General features: G+C 43.6%; 15 protein-coding genes. 3 read left to right on the top strand and 12 right to left on the bottom strand.

Annotation, left to right across the window (positions count from 1 at the left end; genetic code table 11):
- Positions 1-48: 48 nt before the first annotated feature.
- The 3 genes from QWZ04_RS11765 to QWZ04_RS11755 form a co-directional block, all read right to left on the bottom strand.
- Positions 49-1,431: a diguanylate cyclase gene (locus tag QWZ04_RS11765; RefSeq protein ID WP_290328192.1), complete on the bottom strand. Its 1,383-nt coding sequence runs from the start codon at positions 1,429-1,431 to the stop codon at positions 49-51.
- Positions 1,432-1,716: 285 nt separating this feature from the next.
- Positions 1,717-2,109 carry a GlcG/HbpS family heme-binding protein gene (locus tag QWZ04_RS11760; protein ID WP_290328190.1) on the bottom strand — a complete coding sequence of 131 codons (393 nt, stop codon included), beginning with the start codon at positions 2,107-2,109 and terminating at the stop codon, positions 1,717-1,719.
- 59 nt (positions 2,110-2,168) lie between these two features.
- Positions 2,169-3,185 (bottom strand): aldo/keto reductase, encoded by a 1,017-nt coding sequence (locus tag QWZ04_RS11755; protein ID WP_290328188.1) that lies wholly within the window; start codon positions 3,183-3,185, stop codon positions 2,169-2,171.
- Between the two features lie 124 nt (positions 3,186-3,309).
- On the opposite strand from QWZ04_RS11755, the gene QWZ04_RS11750 reads away from it, so the two are divergent.
- Entirely contained in the window at positions 3,310-4,197 is an 888-nt protein-coding gene (locus tag QWZ04_RS11750; RefSeq protein WP_290328186.1) for a LysR family transcriptional regulator, read from the top strand.
- 79 nt (positions 4,198-4,276) lie between these two features.
- On the opposite strand, the gene QWZ04_RS11745 is transcribed toward QWZ04_RS11750, so the two are convergent.
- The 7 genes from QWZ04_RS11745 to manD all read right to left on the bottom strand — a co-directional run bounded on the left by QWZ04_RS11745 (position 4,277) and on the right by manD (position 10,298).
- Positions 4,277-4,675 carry an OsmC family protein gene (locus tag QWZ04_RS11745; protein ID WP_290328183.1) on the bottom strand — a complete coding sequence of 133 codons (399 nt, stop codon included), beginning with the start codon at positions 4,673-4,675 and terminating at the stop codon, positions 4,277-4,279.
- Positions 4,676-4,728: 53 nt separating this feature from the next.
- Positions 4,729-5,907 (bottom strand): winged helix-turn-helix domain-containing protein, encoded by a 1,179-nt coding sequence (locus QWZ04_RS11740; protein ID WP_290328181.1) that lies wholly within the window; start codon positions 5,905-5,907, stop codon positions 4,729-4,731.
- A gap of 85 nt (positions 5,908-5,992) precedes the next feature.
- On the bottom strand, positions 5,993-6,277 hold the full coding sequence (locus QWZ04_RS11735) for a hypothetical protein (protein ID WP_290328179.1): 285 nt from the start codon (positions 6,275-6,277) through the stop codon (positions 5,993-5,995).
- Positions 6,278-6,407: 130 nt separating this feature from the next.
- Entirely contained in the window at positions 6,408-7,172 is a 765-nt protein-coding gene (locus QWZ04_RS11730) for a substrate-binding periplasmic protein (RefSeq protein ID WP_290328176.1), read from the bottom strand.
- A 201-nt stretch (positions 7,173-7,373) separates the two neighbouring features.
- Complete coding sequence (locus tag QWZ04_RS11725; protein WP_290328174.1) at positions 7,374-7,736, bottom strand: glutaredoxin family protein; 363 nt, start codon at positions 7,734-7,736, stop codon at positions 7,374-7,376.
- Between the two features lie 156 nt (positions 7,737-7,892).
- Positions 7,893-9,032, bottom strand: a complete 1,140-nt coding sequence (locus QWZ04_RS11720) for a Gfo/Idh/MocA family protein (RefSeq protein ID WP_290328173.1) — start codon at positions 9,030-9,032, stop codon at positions 7,893-7,895.
- 48 nt (positions 9,033-9,080) lie between these two features.
- Positions 9,081-10,298, bottom strand: coding sequence for a D-mannonate dehydratase ManD (gene manD, locus QWZ04_RS11715; protein ID WP_290328171.1), 1,218 nt, complete (start codon positions 10,296-10,298; stop codon positions 9,081-9,083).
- 191 nt (positions 10,299-10,489) lie between these two features.
- On the opposite strand from manD, the gene QWZ04_RS11710 reads away from it, so the two are divergent.
- Positions 10,490-11,497 carry a LacI family DNA-binding transcriptional regulator gene (locus QWZ04_RS11710; protein WP_290328169.1) on the top strand — a complete coding sequence of 336 codons (1,008 nt, stop codon included), beginning with the start codon at positions 10,490-10,492 and terminating at the stop codon, positions 11,495-11,497.
- A 107-nt stretch (positions 11,498-11,604) separates the two neighbouring features.
- Here QWZ04_RS11710 and QWZ04_RS11705 read toward each other — a convergent pair whose 3' ends face one another.
- On the bottom strand, positions 11,605-13,596 hold the full coding sequence (locus QWZ04_RS11705; protein ID WP_290328167.1) for a methyl-accepting chemotaxis protein: 1,992 nt from the start codon (positions 13,594-13,596) through the stop codon (positions 11,605-11,607).
- Between the two features lie 473 nt (positions 13,597-14,069).
- On the opposite strand from QWZ04_RS11705, the gene QWZ04_RS11700 reads away from it, so the two are divergent.
- Positions 14,070-14,390, top strand: a complete 321-nt coding sequence (locus QWZ04_RS11700) for a cupin domain-containing protein (protein ID WP_290328165.1) — start codon at positions 14,070-14,072, stop codon at positions 14,388-14,390.
- A 90-nt stretch (positions 14,391-14,480) separates the two neighbouring features.
- Here QWZ04_RS11700 and QWZ04_RS11695 read toward each other — a convergent pair whose 3' ends face one another.
- Entirely contained in the window at positions 14,481-15,548 is a 1,068-nt protein-coding gene (locus tag QWZ04_RS11695; protein ID WP_435433608.1) for a PLP-dependent cysteine synthase family protein, read from the bottom strand.
- Positions 15,549-15,678: the final 130 nt, after the last annotated feature.

The raw sequence follows: 15,678 nt of genomic DNA, 5'->3' as shown, positions 1-15,678 counted from the left end.
GTAGCTAAACATTTAAAAAAGCCGCAATCTGTTGGCAAACACCTGTTATTAAATCGTTTTCCCAGCTAGCTTTAATTTCAGCTCATTTTTATTCTTGTACATGCTTTTATCCGCTTTAGACAACAGTTGTTTGATGGTCGTCTCTTCTTGGCCATCATAAATTGTATAGCCGATACTTAAAGATGGTCTTATCTCATGGCCATCAAAAGTAATGGGACTTGCTTCGATTAAACCGCGGATTTTCGCGATGATCTTATCCAGCTTCTGCGGGTCTGACACTCCGTAAAGTAACAGGGTAAATTCGTCTCCACCGAACCTAGCGACGACATCACTGGATCTCACACTGTGCTGCAGCGAAGTCGCAATGTGCTTTAACAATACATCACCGGCCTCATGGCCATGGGTGTCATTCACTTGTTTGAACGCATTTAAATCAATGCTCAAGAGAGAAAACGACGACTTACTCGGGTCTCTCGCCATCTGTCGCTTAAGCATGGTGATTATATAACGGCGATTAGGCAAGTTGGTTAGCTCATCATGTAATGACGCTCGATGAGCGATAACGAAATTTCGATACAGTAAAAACAAAAGGGAATACACGAGAAACGAAGTCAACACACCAATCACGGCGACCATCTTTTTCACGTATTGAAGATACGCGACATCTTCCGTGTTAAAGCTAGCGGCCAATTCCCAAGTAACACTCGGCAGATGAATTTGATGCAAAACATCAATATCCTGCTTATCAAATACCGCACTATTTCCATAAAACACACGGCTAGGCCCACTGCTAGTCACTTGCTTTCTTATTGCGACATCAGCACCTTCAAAGCCTGTTAGGCCGGTACTTTCGAGCAACTTGTCGTAGTCCATCACAACACTCACCGCCCCCCAATATACTTTGTTAGTCGGGTAGTCAGAAAAAATGGGAAAACGAGCGATGAGCCCCTGACCACCTTGCACCAATTCAACCGGCCCGGAGATGTACACTTTCTGCATTTTTTTTGCCGCCAGAATAGACTTATGCTGCTCTGGGACCGTGCGATAATCTAACCCGATGGCTTTTTCATTGCCTTTAATTGGAAATACATGACTGATGATATCGTTTGGTGCGAGCGCAACATTTCTGACGTAATTAGATTTTCTATGAAGCTTACCTGCAACTGTAGGCCAGTTATTGGTGGTGAGATCTGGATCAATGGTAACCACCGTTGCCAAACTGTCGGCAAGATAGGTATCCATGTAGATAGAGGCTTCAAAATTTGAACGAATCAAGGCCAGTTGGTTACGCAGCACATTTTCCGCTTTGGCTGTTTCACTTTGCACAAAGTAAGTGGTTACGACACCCGTAACAAAAGTGGCAAAAACCAAGTAGAAAAAAGATAACATTAAAAACAACACGTTAACTTTCTTATTTAGAATAGACAGCATAGACTTCCCATAAACTAAACCCAATAGGTGCTTTGATTCATTTTTAAAGCCGATACTTTAGTTATTATATTTTCTGTTAATTATACATATAAGCGCCACATTGTGCAGTAAACCGAAGAAATACCACATTGTGCGTACAGACCAACACATGATATGCAATCAATATTGTCCGTAATTTTCTGTTAAAAAACCATGATTTGATCAAACACCACTTAGCTGATCAGCTCACTTTGCCCATACATAAATAGGGGGATACGCCACTCCCCCCTACCTACAACCTCAGAATTACCCTAGGACGTTTGAAATAGCTAAAAGCGCTATCGCTTCATCGTCTTCTTGGGCTAATCCACTGATGCCGATCGCGCCGATCACCTCACCATCATGCTCTATGGGTACACCTCCCATAAATCCTGTAATTCGATTGTCGGCCCAACTTGCTAATGGTGTGCCAGATGACTTCGCCCAAGCTCCCAGATTTCCACTTGGTTGCCTGTCTCGCGCCGATGTGTAAGCTTTGTTTTGTGCCAACATACCGGCTTGCACACTCACACCATCCATCCGTAAGTACCCTAACAACTCACCATGAGTGTCGCATACCGACACCGCAATATTCTGTTGTTTCGATTCCGCCATGTTTATTGCTTGCTCTATCAGTTGCTGAGTCATTGCCTGCTTCATGCATTTTTCCTTTCTAGTTATCTATCCGATGAGTTTCATTCGGCTCGAATTTACCCTCATTAAGGCACTTCATTACCCAAACTGCGCTGTAATAACCCATACCAATCCTCTCGACTCAATTGAACATTCGACACGTCACCGCAAGCACGGATACGATCTAAATTCGTAGTGCCAATAACCGGCTGGATTTTTGATGGGTGGCGAGTCAAAAACGCTAGCACGATGCTTTCAGGGCTTGTGCGGTATCGTTCTGCAAGCTGAAAAACAAAACGCGTCGTTTCCCTGATGATTGAATTTTCAGAATTTAATGAGGTATGGCGACTAAATTGACCCTGGGCTAGTGAGCCCCATGATTGAAGCTGTATGCCATTCTCACCACAATACTCCAGCGTACCCTGAGGGAAATGACTGGCACTGTTTGACGTTCCAGAAACCGAAATAGACTGAGTAACAAACTCATTTTTCAGTAAGCTCATTTCCAACTGGTTCACAACAATAGGCATATCCAGTGCCGATTGAAGATACTGAATTTGATGATGGCTCATATTCGACACACCGAAGAACTTCGCCTTGCCGCTTTGATGAATGCGAGCAAGCGTTTCGGCTACTTCATCAAGCTCCATTAACGGGTCAGGACGATGCAGCATAAACACATCAAGATAGTCACAAGACAAGCGATCCAAGATGTTATTCAACGACTGTTCAATCCACTGCGCTGAAAAATCGTAACGTTTCCCGCCCGATTCATCGGGTAAGCGAATACCGCATTTGGATTGCAAGTAAAACTCACCTCTTAAGCTTGGTTTGTCTTTTAGCACGCGACCAAACGCGGCCTCCGCTTTACCAAATGTGTAAATATCTGCATGATCGAATAAGCTAATGCCCGCCTCTAACACAGTATCAATCACGCTTTGTGTTTGTTTTATGTCTTCCATAGTAACTGGCGCATCATTCCACCCACCACCTAGGCCCATGCAGCCGTAAGCCAACTGGCTAACTTTCGGCAAATATTGGCTCAACGGCAAGGCTTCCTGCGGACTCTGATTTGATGAACTCTCTTTAACGTGCAAAGACATGGGCTGACTCCTAATTCGTGCGTAAGCTTTCTTATTTGTTAGTCATAGTTTATTGTTCACTTAAAAAATGATAAGACGTTAATTATGAAATCATTATTCGATATAGCGAACAATAGGAATCAACATGAAAACTAAGCGAGTCGAGCAACTGATGTTATTTTTAGAAGTAGCACAACAACTTAGTTTCTCAAAAGCCGCCTCTGAGTTAGGTATTTCACGTAGCCACTTATCAGAACAAATCAAGCGGCTTGAAAACGATTTACGCACTCCGTTACTGATCAGAACAACACGCAGCGTTCGTCTGACAACCGAGGGAGAAAACGTCCGTCAGCAAGCACTAGAAATCCGCAATCAAGTGCATCACCTAGAGCGTAACTTACACTCTCAAAATACAATCGTGAGCGGTGTGTTGAAACTCACGGCTCCGAAAATGTTCGCTGAAACCGTCTTGCTTGATATGTGTAAACAGTTTCGCTGCTTGCACCCTGAGATCAGCTTTGAAATTAATTCGAGCTATCAGGCGTTTAATCTCGCGGAGTCTGATATTGATGTGGCCTTTCGTGCATCTCGCAATCCCCCACAAAACATGGTTGCGATTCATTTAGCGGATTACCAACACTGTTTGGTCGCGGCGCCAAACTACCTAGAGGCCAAAGGAACTCCCACCAGTATCGACGAGCTGATACACCATGAGTGTTTAACGACCTTGCATCAACGATTATGGGAATTAAGAAGTGGAGAGCGCTATGTGGAAGGATGGCTAACGACCAACGATAACCGAGCGTTGAGGCAACTGGCTCTGACTGGAGAGGGAATCATCAGAATTGCTCGATACTATGTAGAAAGTGACATTCAAGCTGGCGCCCTACACCCCATATTGCCGAACGAAACCAGTAACAGCTTTAACTCACTGTATATGGTTTACCCACAACGTGTTTACCCATCGGCTAAATTGAAAGCGTTTATCGAATTTGCGAAACAGTATTGCCAAGAAACCCACATCTTCGACTGATGCTACGTGGTTCTTGGCAAACTTCAATAGGGCATATTAAGCCGCAGAGGTGGAGTTACTTAAACATCCTTAGCAATGGCTAAACGATGCTCCAAGAATGCGTCATCGTTACCCCTTCGGCCAACATCAAACACACAGAGCAGTATTTCTTCAATGAGTCTTCAGTTACTTTCGCAACAATGCTCGGGTCTAAGTCCTCACCAGATACGTCAAAGTGAACGTTAATCGCTGTAAAAATCCGAGGCGCGGTATCTCGTCTTTCTGTTGTCATTTTCGCCACACAGCCAGTAACAGTTTGTTCCGCACTTTTTAGGCCATCAACCACATCCACTGAGCTACACCCACCAGCGGCCATCAGTACCATTTCCATTGGGCTTGGACCCGTTTTTCCACCGCTGCCATCCATCACTACGGCATGGCCTGATTGTGATTCACCAATAAATTGAAAACCATCAACCCACTTTACTTCTGCTTGCATACTCTTTCCTTACTGTTTCTATATAGATAGTAAGTACATACTATCTTTATGTGTTAACTATCGTCGGATAAATCAATATGACTTGGCGTTGTTTTATGAACATGCCATTGGGTACAACCATTAAACGTCATAAACTGGGTCAATTCGAGTTTTAAGGCGGCAACAAACTCATCCAATTGGGTTATGTGATCTTCTACGACAAGATTAAATATCTGTAAAGTACCGGTCTTTTTCTCTGCTTTACAATCCATACGTGCCACTAACGTTCCATCCCACATGATGGGCAAACAGAAATAACCGAATCGCCTTTTCGCTTCAGGCACATAGCATTCAATAAGGTAGTCGAAGTTAAACAAGGCTTGCATGCGCTTACGCTGAATCAACAGGTTATCAAAAGGGGAGAGTATTTTAAGTCTACTTTTTGCTAACGGTTTGGACAGCAAGGCTAGCACGCCTGGTAACGCATAATACGAAACACCCGCTACCTTGATTTCGATGACATCACCATCAGCGATCATTTGCTGGATCGTCAACAACACCATAGGTTTGGTATTTTTTAACAAGTACACCATTTCAGCGACTAAGCCCAACCCATTCGCCGTAAGATACCGGGTGATTAAATGCCGAGCGTATTCGTCATCGGTTGGCATGCTTGTGTCGATTCCATCTGGAATCACTCGCTCTGTTAGGTCGTACACTTTATGGAAATTAACGCGTTTTGGGATCATCAGATCCCCTTGCATATACAAGTTCTCCAACGCCCGTTTGGCAGGTTTACTGCCCCAACCTGCACTCTGTTGGCTCTCACCCTCAAAGTCCTTGGCCATCAACGGACCTTCGGTTTCTATTCTTTTTAGAATCGCGTCCATCATCCCATGATTACGCTCATACCAATGATTTTGATGCCCTTGGGTAACAGCGTGTTTTCTTAGCAGGCTAAAGCGATAATCTCGCATCGGTAAGTAAGCCGCTGCATGAGACCAATATTCGAAAATGGCTTTGTCTTCTAATAGAGTATCTAAGTGCTTGGCTTGATAACGAGGGTTTCGGTTCCACAACGTATGATGATGGGCTCGTTGAACCACCGAAATAGTGTCGATTTGTATATAACCTAGATGCTCAATCGCCGATAACGTCGCCATTATCGCGCTGCCTTTTTGTTGCTTAGGAGGCAGCCTTTGCGCGTGCAACACCAGTTTTCTTGCCTCAAAGGCCGATAGAGATTGCGTCATCGCGGATGTCATACTCATAGAAATGGGGATACGAAGTCCGCCACACGTGATTATTCAACAAGCAGCGAAGCAGAACCGAATCACATTAAGATTTTATCGACACACCTTCAATCTCAATGACAGTGCTAGCATTTGCGCGTTCGATAATTTTCACCAGCGCAGATTGAATCACTTCGTCTTCACGCGCATCCGTTTTCGTTGCGAATCGCTCTTCTTGAGGTTCCGCGCCCTCTTCTAACGTAAACTGAACAACGACTTCCGTCGCGACATCCACATTTTCGCCGAAGTAAGACAGCGAAATTTGAGGGTAGCCCTTAAATCCTTTCTTAACTTGCTTGGCTATACGTTTCTTCGCTTTATCTAGATTCATTTCAAGTCCTTGTAATAATTATGGCAACCAATCTAGCATACCTATTATTACGACTTATGTAACCAACACGACCGCTATGTTGGCACTTTCTTCAAATCAACCGTCACCAGCTCAAGCCATCAGCGCGGCTTTAAGGCTTAATATAGTCCCCTCGTTGAGACTCCATAAAATACTGGTCGTATTTACCACTTTGTTTGAGCTTTTTAAGACCACGGTTAAATACTTCAACTAACTCTTTATTTTTTTCCACTTTCTTAGACAACATCAAGTGCATATCCGCGTTTTGTAGCATTTTAGGGTGGTAAGTCACCAACTCGATATCTTCCGGGTGAACTTGTTGCAACGCATAGTAACCTTGGTCGATGGTCGAGAGTGCAATATCAATGCGATTTCCATGAGCTAGTTTGGTCATGTTCTGTTGATGAGTGTTAACTCGCTGAGTAGCGATTAATCCACTGGCATCTGCCTCATCGAATTCGTCGCTGTACGAGTACCCAAGCAAAGCACCGATTTTCAACCCTTGCAGGTCTTCCATGCTATTCCAATCAAATTGCGTGCTTTTCAAATGAAAAAATACTCGCTTTTTCTCGAAAACCGGATCGGAAAAATAAAAATGCTCAAGGCGAGAGGATTTTTTTGTTGCATAACCCACTCCATCCAACTTACCTGACAGAATATATTTATACGCCCTTTTCCATGGCAAAAATTTATAGGTGACTTCTACCCCTTCTAACGCAAACGCCTCTGTGACAATTCGAGACACAACGCCATAGTGTTTCAAATTAGGCGATTGATAAGGAGGGTAGTTACCAGCGGTCAGGGTAATAGATTTTTCGTAGCCAAAACTTGAAAAGGTAAACAGGAAAAGAGAACCCACTATGATTGTTCTAAGCATTAACACACTCCACGACTTGATCCTTGTTTAACCTTAGCTCACACACAATGGCAGCACACATATTTTGTAAAACAGCCGTCATAATCTCACTATCAAGACAGCTTATCCCGTGTATTACGAACAAAAAAAACCGCAACCCTTCATAAGATCGCGATAGTCATATTCCACACGCAATGTGACTCACTTGTCGGCATGTCGCCCTTAAGCGAATTCTTTTTCTAGGTAAGCAACAATATCAGACGACTCGTACATCCATACAGCTTCGCCATTCTCTTTCTCAATACGTAGACATGGCACTTTGATCGCACCGCCGTTCGTCAATAAGTCATCTCGATGTACTGGATTATTTTTTGCATCTCGAAGATCAAAAGTCACCGATTGACGCTTCATTGCACGTCGTACTTTTACACAAAAAGGACAAGCTTCAAATTGATACAGCGCCATTGATTTCGACCTTTCGTCAACATCTTGCTGCAACTCTACTGTACGTTTTTTACCCTGAGGACTAAAAACGAAATTCAGCGTCAAAATCACTTTCCCCAAAAACCAACGGATGAACGCCATAACTACTCTTTCCAATGATATATAAAGTTCACAATAGTGTAACAGTGTTATCAATAAGGAAACAAATGGAATTCACATGATAAAAAGCCCTGATTAGGTCAGGGCTTTAAAGGCAGCGTCTAGTTGGTCGTCTAGATCACTGTTTGTTTTTTCGAATTAGAATTTACTCACGTCTGTCCAATTGTCATTTTGTCTGATGACATCGATGATCTTCTGATACTGGCACCCTTGTTTAAAGGTCTGATACGGTTCTACACTTTCTCCTTGAACGTCTTTCACCAATTGAACAGCAAGATGAGTCCAGCTTCTTTGCGTATCATCCGCTATGGATGGCAGCGAAGCAGAAATATCCTGTGGTAGTGGGATTTCTTGCCACTGTTTATTTGCTCCCCAAAGGTAAAGTGGGCCCGTGCCATAGTGGCCCTTGATGTAAATTGAACCCGCACTGCCATGGAACACAATGTGATCATCGTTAAACCTTGGTGTCAGCCCACCATGCTTAAACAATACCGACACTGGGTTAGGTGCACGCAACTTACTTTCAATTTGGGCTAGAACGGTATAAGACCATTCCACATCGGTTTCTTTCCACTCTAAGTTAGGATCGTTAATGTCTTCTGGAATGTAATTTCTTCTTTCCATAAAGTTATGAACACCATCAACAACGGGCGCTGTTGGCATGTCATTTCTTACTTCACCTTTTATAGATAGAATATTTTCACCGACCACCGATGTCACGATGGATAATAAATGGGTAAAGTTGTTGTTTAGGCGACCACCACCGGCTTGTGCGCTGTGCGACCAGCCAAATGGGATGTATTTGTCTAAATTGAAGTGCGAGATACACTCCACCTCTGTCGGTAAACCTATCAGCCCTTGCTCCACCAATCGCTTGGCGTGCATAATTTCTGGCATATAACGAAAACTCGCGGCGAACGCTGTTTTTACGTTATGCGCTTTCGCCATGTCGTAGATTTCTTGCGCCGTTTCACCACTTTCCGTTAGTGGTTTATCGCAAAATATATGGCAGCCAAATTCGATAGCCTGTTTAATCGCCTCTACGTGCGCGCCCCCCGGCGTTGCAATCGCGACAATATCTGGCTTGCACACTTCTAATGCTTGTACCCAGTCGGTACCTGCGTAACCAATATCTAAATCACTGGCCACTTGCTTAACCACACTTTCCGTTCGCCCAACAATACCAACGACTTCTGCGCCAGCATCTCTAAACGCCTGAGAGTGACCTTGTCCGGCAAACCCCGTTCCATACACAAGCACTGTTTTCTTATTATTCATTCATATCCCTTAATTCTTTATGATAAATTGTTTGGGTTCTAAATCGGTTTACCAGTGCCAAAGTGTCCCATCTTCAAGACGACTAACTGGCAGATACGAACGCTTATACGGGTACTCTTGCGCCGCTTCTTCGTCAAATTCGACGCCTAGCCCTGGCTTGTCTGACACGTAAACCATACCGTTGTCTAAATACATATCATGGCTGAACAAGCGCAATGTCGCTTCGTTGCCTAACCCTACGTACTCTTGAATGCCAAAGTTCGGCGTTGAGATGTTCAGATGCATGTGAGCCGCGAAACAAATTGGCGATAGATCCGGAGCACCGTGTGGCGCTGTTTTCACGTTATACACACTGGCAAAGTCAGCAATTCTGCGCATAGCAGTAATACCACCAGCGTGAGTTGCTGCAACTCGGATGTAATCAATCAGTTGATTTTCTAACAGTTCTTTACAGTCCCAAATGGTGTTGTAGGTTTCACCCAAAGCCAATGGTGTTGTTGTGTGATGACGTATGATTTTGTAGTTATCTTGATTCTCTGCAATCGACGCATCTTCAAGGAAGAACAAGTTATACTTCTCTAGCAACTTACCTAGTTTTGCTGATTCGATTGGCGTCAAGCGGCTGTGCACGTCGTGCGTGAAGTGAATGTCGTATCCAAAACGCTCACGAGCTTGCTCGAACAACTCTACAACCATTTTAAAGTATTTACTGGTCGACCATTCTTGTTCTGGCGGTAATGGGCGGTTGCCTTGCAGCTCAAAATAATCTTTTTTGTCACCTAGCACACCGTACGTTTCTTTTAAGCCCGGTACCGCGCATTGCAAACGCACGACTTTATAGCCTTGCTCGATACACTCGCCCACTTTGTCTAGCGTGTCTTCGATGGTTTCACCATTTGCGTGAGCATAAACCGTAACACCCGTTCGGCTTTTTCCACCAAGCAATTGATAAACAGGCAAACCTGCAACCTTGCCTTTGATGTCCCATAACGCCATATCAATCGCAGCGATCGCTGCCATGGTAATTGGGCCGCGGCGCCAGTACACGCCACGATACAGGTATTGCCAAATGTCTTCGATATTATGAGCATCTCGGCCAATCAAACATGGAACAACATGTTCAGATAAGTAGCTTGCTACCGCCATTTCACGGCCATTAACCGTTGCATCGCCTAAACCGTACTCTCCGCTTTCTGTGATGACTTTTACCGTGACGAAATTACGGCCCGGACAAGTAACAAATACTTTAATATCTTTAATTTTCATAATCTTAATTCCATTCCAACAATTATATCTAGCGAATTAACCGACCTAGCATTGTTATAAGTTACTGATAAATCATCTCATCCAATGCAACTAAATCGGTTTACTAAACCGGTTTAGTTGATTAATTTACCCTCACTGGGTAGAATGTCAATAATGAAAAACGGACTTAGTTAACAAAAATATAATCAGGTATGAAAAAAATAAAAATAATCGATGTTGCCGAGCACGCAGGGGTATCAAAAAGTACCGTATCTCAGTTTTTAAACGGACGATTTGATTACATGTCGGAGGGGACGAGAGCGCGAATCGAGTCCGCCATCAGCGAATTAAACTACGTTCCTAATGCCATAGCGCGCAGTTTAAAAACCGACAAAACCAACACCATAGGCGTGATTGTTCGTGACATTACGGGATTTTATACCAGCCGTGTTCTGCGTGGTATTGACGACTTTTGTAAAACCAGTAAATATAACGTACTGATTTACAACACAGATTTTGATGCAGAAACCGAAGCTCGCGCCTTAAGGTCATTAAAGCAGATGCGGGTAGACGGCATTATCATTGCTTCATCAGGCAAGAACCTTAATATCGTATCTGAGTACATTGATAGCCATTTTCCACTGGTGCAATTTCAATTAGAATATGACGAGTGCGATTCAAACATTGTGCTATCGGATTATCGTAAAGCTGCATTTAAAGCGACGGAATACCTCATTAAACTGGGTCATCAGCGAATCGGTTTTCTTACTCAAAAATTTGAGGGAATTCGCTCCCGTGACGAACGATACCAAGGCTATTGCTCTGCGCTAAGCCGATATGGCCTCGAGAAAGATCCAGAGCTTGTGCACCTTTGGGATCGAGAGCATGGCTTTCATACTCCGCTTAACGACATCGTCAGAGGCGACAATGCTCCTACCGCCTTGTTCTCTCAACACTTGGCGATCACCATTGAAGTCATTAAAGAATTTGAACAGCTGGGTATTCAGATGCCACAAGATGTGTCTCTGCTTGGTTTTGACGAGATTCCGATGGTTGAGCATTTTAAAGTGCCGATCAGTGTGATCAAGCAAGATCCCTACAAAGTGGGTATCGAGTCGGCGAAGTTACTGCTAGAAAACATTAATGAAGAGACCAAAGAGGTTAAAAAAATCACCATTCCATGTACCTTGGTCGAGCGAAGCTCTTGTAGAAAACTGTAGTGCCTGCTTAAAAAGTAATGGGCCTAAAGCGGAAATAACGGATAAACCCCAATTTATCCGTTATTTAATGGCCTTAGAAAGCCCTAACGTCAGTAAGAGCTAAGGCGCTAGCGGCTTAGTTTAAACAATGCCACTTGGGTGGTTTGATCTTCAGACTGCACTTTTAACGCTTTACTGACTTCCGCATTATTCATCGCTTCTTGCTCGGTCGCTTCACCTAGTTCAACAATTCTATGCATGTTGTCATTCACTTGGCTTGCTACCAATAGCTTGTCTTGGGCCGTTGTTGCGATCCGCTGACTACCATCTTGGATTTGGCCCATCACTAACGCTATTTTCTTTAATTGCTGCTCATTTTTTTCAGTTTGGCTAAAGCACTGACTAACCATGCCCTCACCTTCGGCCATAATGGACACCGCTTCCTCAGACGCACTTTGTAACGACTGGATCACATTGAGGATTTCTACGGTCGAAGCTTGAGTTCTACTGGCTAATACTCGGACCTCATCAGCTACAACGGCAAACCCTCGTCCTTGTTCACCTGCACGAGCGGCTTCAATAGCAGCATTTAAAGCCAACAAGTTTGTTTGCTCCGCGATGCTTTGTATCACATCCAGGATCTGGCTAATGTCATTAGATTGCTCTTTCAATTGGCGTGTTTTATTAACCGCTGTATCCATTGAATCTCGTAGGGATAACGTAAGCTTATGAGTGCTTCTTACATCCTCTTGGCTCTGACTCGCAAGCTCTGACGCGTTGGCAATTTCATTTTTTGCGTTATCCGCAAGTTCAGACACTTCACGAATGCCTTCATTCATTTCTTCTATGGCGTTTGCCGCCTCTTCTATCTGTGATTTCTGGTCACGAATGAGAGATCGAGTTTCTTCACTACTTAACAAACCTTTGTCAGCCCCACCGGCTAACTTCTGAGCATTCCCGACCACTTCCACCAGAATGCCATTTAATTGATCTGTTAATGTGTTCAGTTGAGTTCCAATTTGGCCAAATTCATCTTTCGAGGCAATCACCGCCTTATGCGTGAAATCTCCAGACACTAAACGGTCCATTTGCGCGAGTGTTCTTTTCAGCGACCCTTTAATACTGCTGATCAAGCTCCATATAATGCCCGATGAGATCACAACAGAAACCAAAATCACAAGCATCATTTGAATGGTGGCATTGTGGCTGTTTTCGTCTGCTAATTGGTGAGCGCTAAGCAGTTCAGCATCAACGTGCTGGCTAGATAATTCAAGCTCGGGCAACATAACGTCGATTAGATCGCCAATTTGTACTAACTGTTGATTTTGTTTGGTTGCTAACATTGCCGTATTCGATAGCGTTGCGAACAAGCCTTCTTCTGAGAACGCGTCTTCTATCATTTGGAAATAGCCATCAAGAGACGAAATCGCATCTTGAGCATTTTGAGGGAACTGCTTTCTCTTGGTTAGCATGGATTCATGATGTGATGCCATGGCTTGTAAATACTGAGCCTGGTCTTCTTCGGTTGTTGCAAAGAACGCTTGCTCAAGCGCCCTTCCCAGCAAAATTCCGTCTTTCTTTAGCCCTTCGGCTAGCCATTGGTCACTACTGTTAACACTATCAATTAGATATTGTGCGTCGTCGGGAAAGAACTCCCACTCGTTCATGAAATCATCGGCAAGTTTGTTTTGTTGAACATTTGAGGAAACCCACTGCTCACGCACCAAGAATTGTGCTCGACTTACATCAAACAGGGACTCGGAGTGAATTACAACGCCCGAAAGCAATGCCTGGAATTTAGGTTGGCTAACGGAGTCTTTAACTAGAGATTGTGCCGTACTGCTATATGTGTCCATGAGCACAGTTGTTTGATCGACCAATTGAGCCCGCAGCTCTTGCTCTTTGGTGATCCCATGTAAGCTCACCAAACGCGCGACGTTCAATAACACTCCTGATAACTGATTGGTCTTTTTTGCCATCGGAGCCAAATTCGTGACCGTCGTGTCCAGTTGAAAATTCAACTTATTGATGTTGGCCAAGCCAATGACCGACGAAATAATGACAAACGATAAGAGAACAAATAAACTCAAAAGCGTGCGTTTTACAACTGATAAATTCATACAAATACCACAAAATAATAGGTACTCTATGATTTCAGCACCTGATAAACGTGTGGGAAAGTATACATTAAAGCAATAGAACATTGACTTGAGGCAGGTAAGCGAACTTCATTAGTGTGATATGTAATTATATATTAAAGTAATACATTATTATTTTTGAGATCTGCAATCAAAAGCAACTCTGATTCGCCTCTCTAGCATGAATCAATAACCTTCGATTGAGACGCTTATTTCGCAAAATTCCAACCTCCTTGTTGAAAATCGTTTCATGGGTCACACCAACGCGGTTGACGACTCTCACTCGATAATTTATATTAGTAATACAAAACTACAAATATTGTAGTTAACTCAATTTTTGAGTGCGTGTCGGCGTATTTTGGATTACTCGGTAGTCCTTACTAAGACATCACTCTATATGGTCATGTTGATTAAAACGTCACCATCTCGTGCATCTTATATTTAAAGGTAAAGACATGTTTGTATACAATGATTCTGTAGAACTTGAAGTCCTTGACGGTGGCATCTCACGTAAAGTACTAGCGTACAGCGACAACATCATGACAGTAGAAGTACACTTTGAAAAAGGTGCCGTTGCTGCAATGCACTCTCACCCACATGAACAACTAACTTATGTTCTTTCTGGTGCTTTTGAATTCACCATCGGTGACGAAACAAAAGTAGTGAAAGCAGGCGACACTATGTACAAAGAGCCAAACATCATGCACGGTGCAACGTGCATCGAAGCGGGTATCCTGCTTGATAACTTCACGCCAATGCGTAAAGATTTCGTTTAATTACGAATTCTTAGCAGCGTACAAAAAAGAGCGAAACAACATGATGTTGTTTCGCTCTTTTTGTTTTCTATTCGCACCAAATCGTTCTGATTAACTCAACGTACCCGTTTGGTCAAAACAACGTAATTGCTGCTCAAACTCACAGGTGTCACCGATATTTTGTTTCACCCATATTGGGTTCTGATAGGTATCTAAGTAGCGTTCTCCGCTATCACACAGCAAGGTAACAATGGAACCACCACCTTGTTGTTGCAGTTCACTGGCGAGTTGCAATACACCGTACATATTGGTTCCTGTTGATGGCCCAACTTTACGCCCAAGAATACCCTCTAACCACTTCATGGTTGCAAGGCTTGCAGTGTCTGGCACCGTAGACATCGTATCCACTACTCCGGCAATAAAGCTTGGCTCCACTCTAGGGCGACCAATGCCCTCAATGCGGCTGCCGCGCTCCCCAGTTAGGCTTGCGTCGCCGTTTCGAAAGTATTCATGAAATACTGAATGCTCTGGGTCGACCACGTGAAGTTTCGTTGCAAACTTCTGGTAACGAATAAATCGACCAATGGTCGCAGAAGTACCACCTGTCCCTGCACTCATCACAACCCAACTTGGCAACGGGTAACGCTCAAATTTCATCTGGTCAAAAATACTGTTGGCTATGTTGTTATTGCCTCTCCAGTCCGTCGCCCGTTCTGCGTAGGTGAATTGATCCATGTAATGACCATTCAACTCTTTTGCCAAGCGGCGAGATTCACTGTAAATCTGATCGGTACGTTCAACTAGATGGGCTTGACCGCCATAAAATTCAATCTGTTCAATTTTCTTCGCCGCGGTCGTTTTTGGTACCACCGCAATAAATGGCAAGCCCAACAGGCGAGCAAAATACGCCTCAGAAACCGCAGTGCTGCCTGAAGAGGATTCTATAATTGTCGTTTTTGGCCCAACGCAGCCATTACAAAGGGCAAACAAAAAAAGTGAACGTGCGAGACGATGTTTCAAAGAACCGGTTGGGTGCGTGCTTTCATCTTTTAAATACACATCGACATCTGGCACGCTCGGCAGGGTTATCTTGATTAAATGCGTATCAGCACTTCGTTGAAAATCGGCTTCAATCTTGCTGATGGCTTGATTAACCCACTCTCGATTACATATCGGCATAGTGTCTCTCTTTCTAATTGAGCTAAGTTGGCTGAAAGTCATCGCAGTGTTATGACTGCGTATTATTATCATTAAAAACTAACACCGAACCCAATAATAAGCCATCAAACATTTAAGATCATTTCAGCTA

The sequence above is a fragment of the Vibrio tapetis subsp. quintayensis genome (assembly GCF_030409945.1).
Classification (GTDB): Bacteria; Pseudomonadota; Gammaproteobacteria; order Enterobacterales; family Vibrionaceae; genus Vibrio; species Vibrio quintayensis.
Note: the sequence above shows the minus strand (reverse complement) of the source record. Positions and strands in the feature narration are given on the sequence as shown.

Excerpts from the sequence above, each read along its gene's own strand:
- QWZ04_RS11765 (WP_290328192.1), bottom strand. The coding sequence starts at position 1,431 with ATGCTGTCTATTCTAAATAAGAAAGTTAACGTGTTGTTTTTAATGTTA.
- QWZ04_RS11760 (WP_290328190.1), bottom strand. The coding sequence starts at position 2,109 with ATGAAGCAGGCAATGACTCAGCAACTGATAGAGCAAGCAATAAACATG.
- QWZ04_RS11755 (WP_290328188.1), bottom strand. The coding sequence starts at position 3,185 with ATGTCTTTGCACGTTAAAGAGAGTTCATCAAATCAGAGTCCGCAGGAA.
- QWZ04_RS11750 (WP_290328186.1), top strand. The coding sequence starts at position 3,310 with ATGAAAACTAAGCGAGTCGAGCAACTGATGTTATTTTTAGAAGTAGCA.
- QWZ04_RS11745 (WP_290328183.1), bottom strand. The coding sequence starts at position 4,675 with ATGCAAGCAGAAGTAAAGTGGGTTGATGGTTTTCAATTTATTGGTGAA.
- QWZ04_RS11740 (WP_290328181.1), bottom strand. The coding sequence starts at position 5,907 with ATGACGCAATCTCTATCGGCCTTTGAGGCAAGAAAACTGGTGTTGCAC.
- QWZ04_RS11735 (WP_290328179.1), bottom strand. The coding sequence starts at position 6,277 with ATGAATCTAGATAAAGCGAAGAAACGTATAGCCAAGCAAGTTAAGAAA.
- QWZ04_RS11730 (WP_290328176.1), bottom strand. The coding sequence starts at position 7,172 with ATGCTTAGAACAATCATAGTGGGTTCTCTTTTCCTGTTTACCTTTTCA.
- QWZ04_RS11725 (WP_290328174.1), bottom strand. The coding sequence starts at position 7,736 with ATGGCGTTCATCCGTTGGTTTTTGGGGAAAGTGATTTTGACGCTGAAT.
- QWZ04_RS11720 (WP_290328173.1), bottom strand. The coding sequence starts at position 9,032 with ATGAATAATAAGAAAACAGTGCTTGTGTATGGAACGGGGTTTGCCGGA.
- manD (WP_290328171.1), bottom strand. The coding sequence starts at position 10,298 with ATGAAAATTAAAGATATTAAAGTATTTGTTACTTGTCCGGGCCGTAAT.
- QWZ04_RS11710 (WP_290328169.1), top strand. The coding sequence starts at position 10,490 with ATGAAAAAAATAAAAATAATCGATGTTGCCGAGCACGCAGGGGTATCA.
- QWZ04_RS11705 (WP_290328167.1), bottom strand. The coding sequence starts at position 13,596 with ATGAATTTATCAGTTGTAAAACGCACGCTTTTGAGTTTATTTGTTCTC.
- QWZ04_RS11700 (WP_290328165.1), top strand. The coding sequence starts at position 14,070 with ATGTTTGTATACAATGATTCTGTAGAACTTGAAGTCCTTGACGGTGGC.
- QWZ04_RS11695 (WP_435433608.1), bottom strand. The coding sequence starts at position 15,548 with ATGCCGATATGTAATCGAGAGTGGGTTAATCAAGCCATCAGCAAGATT.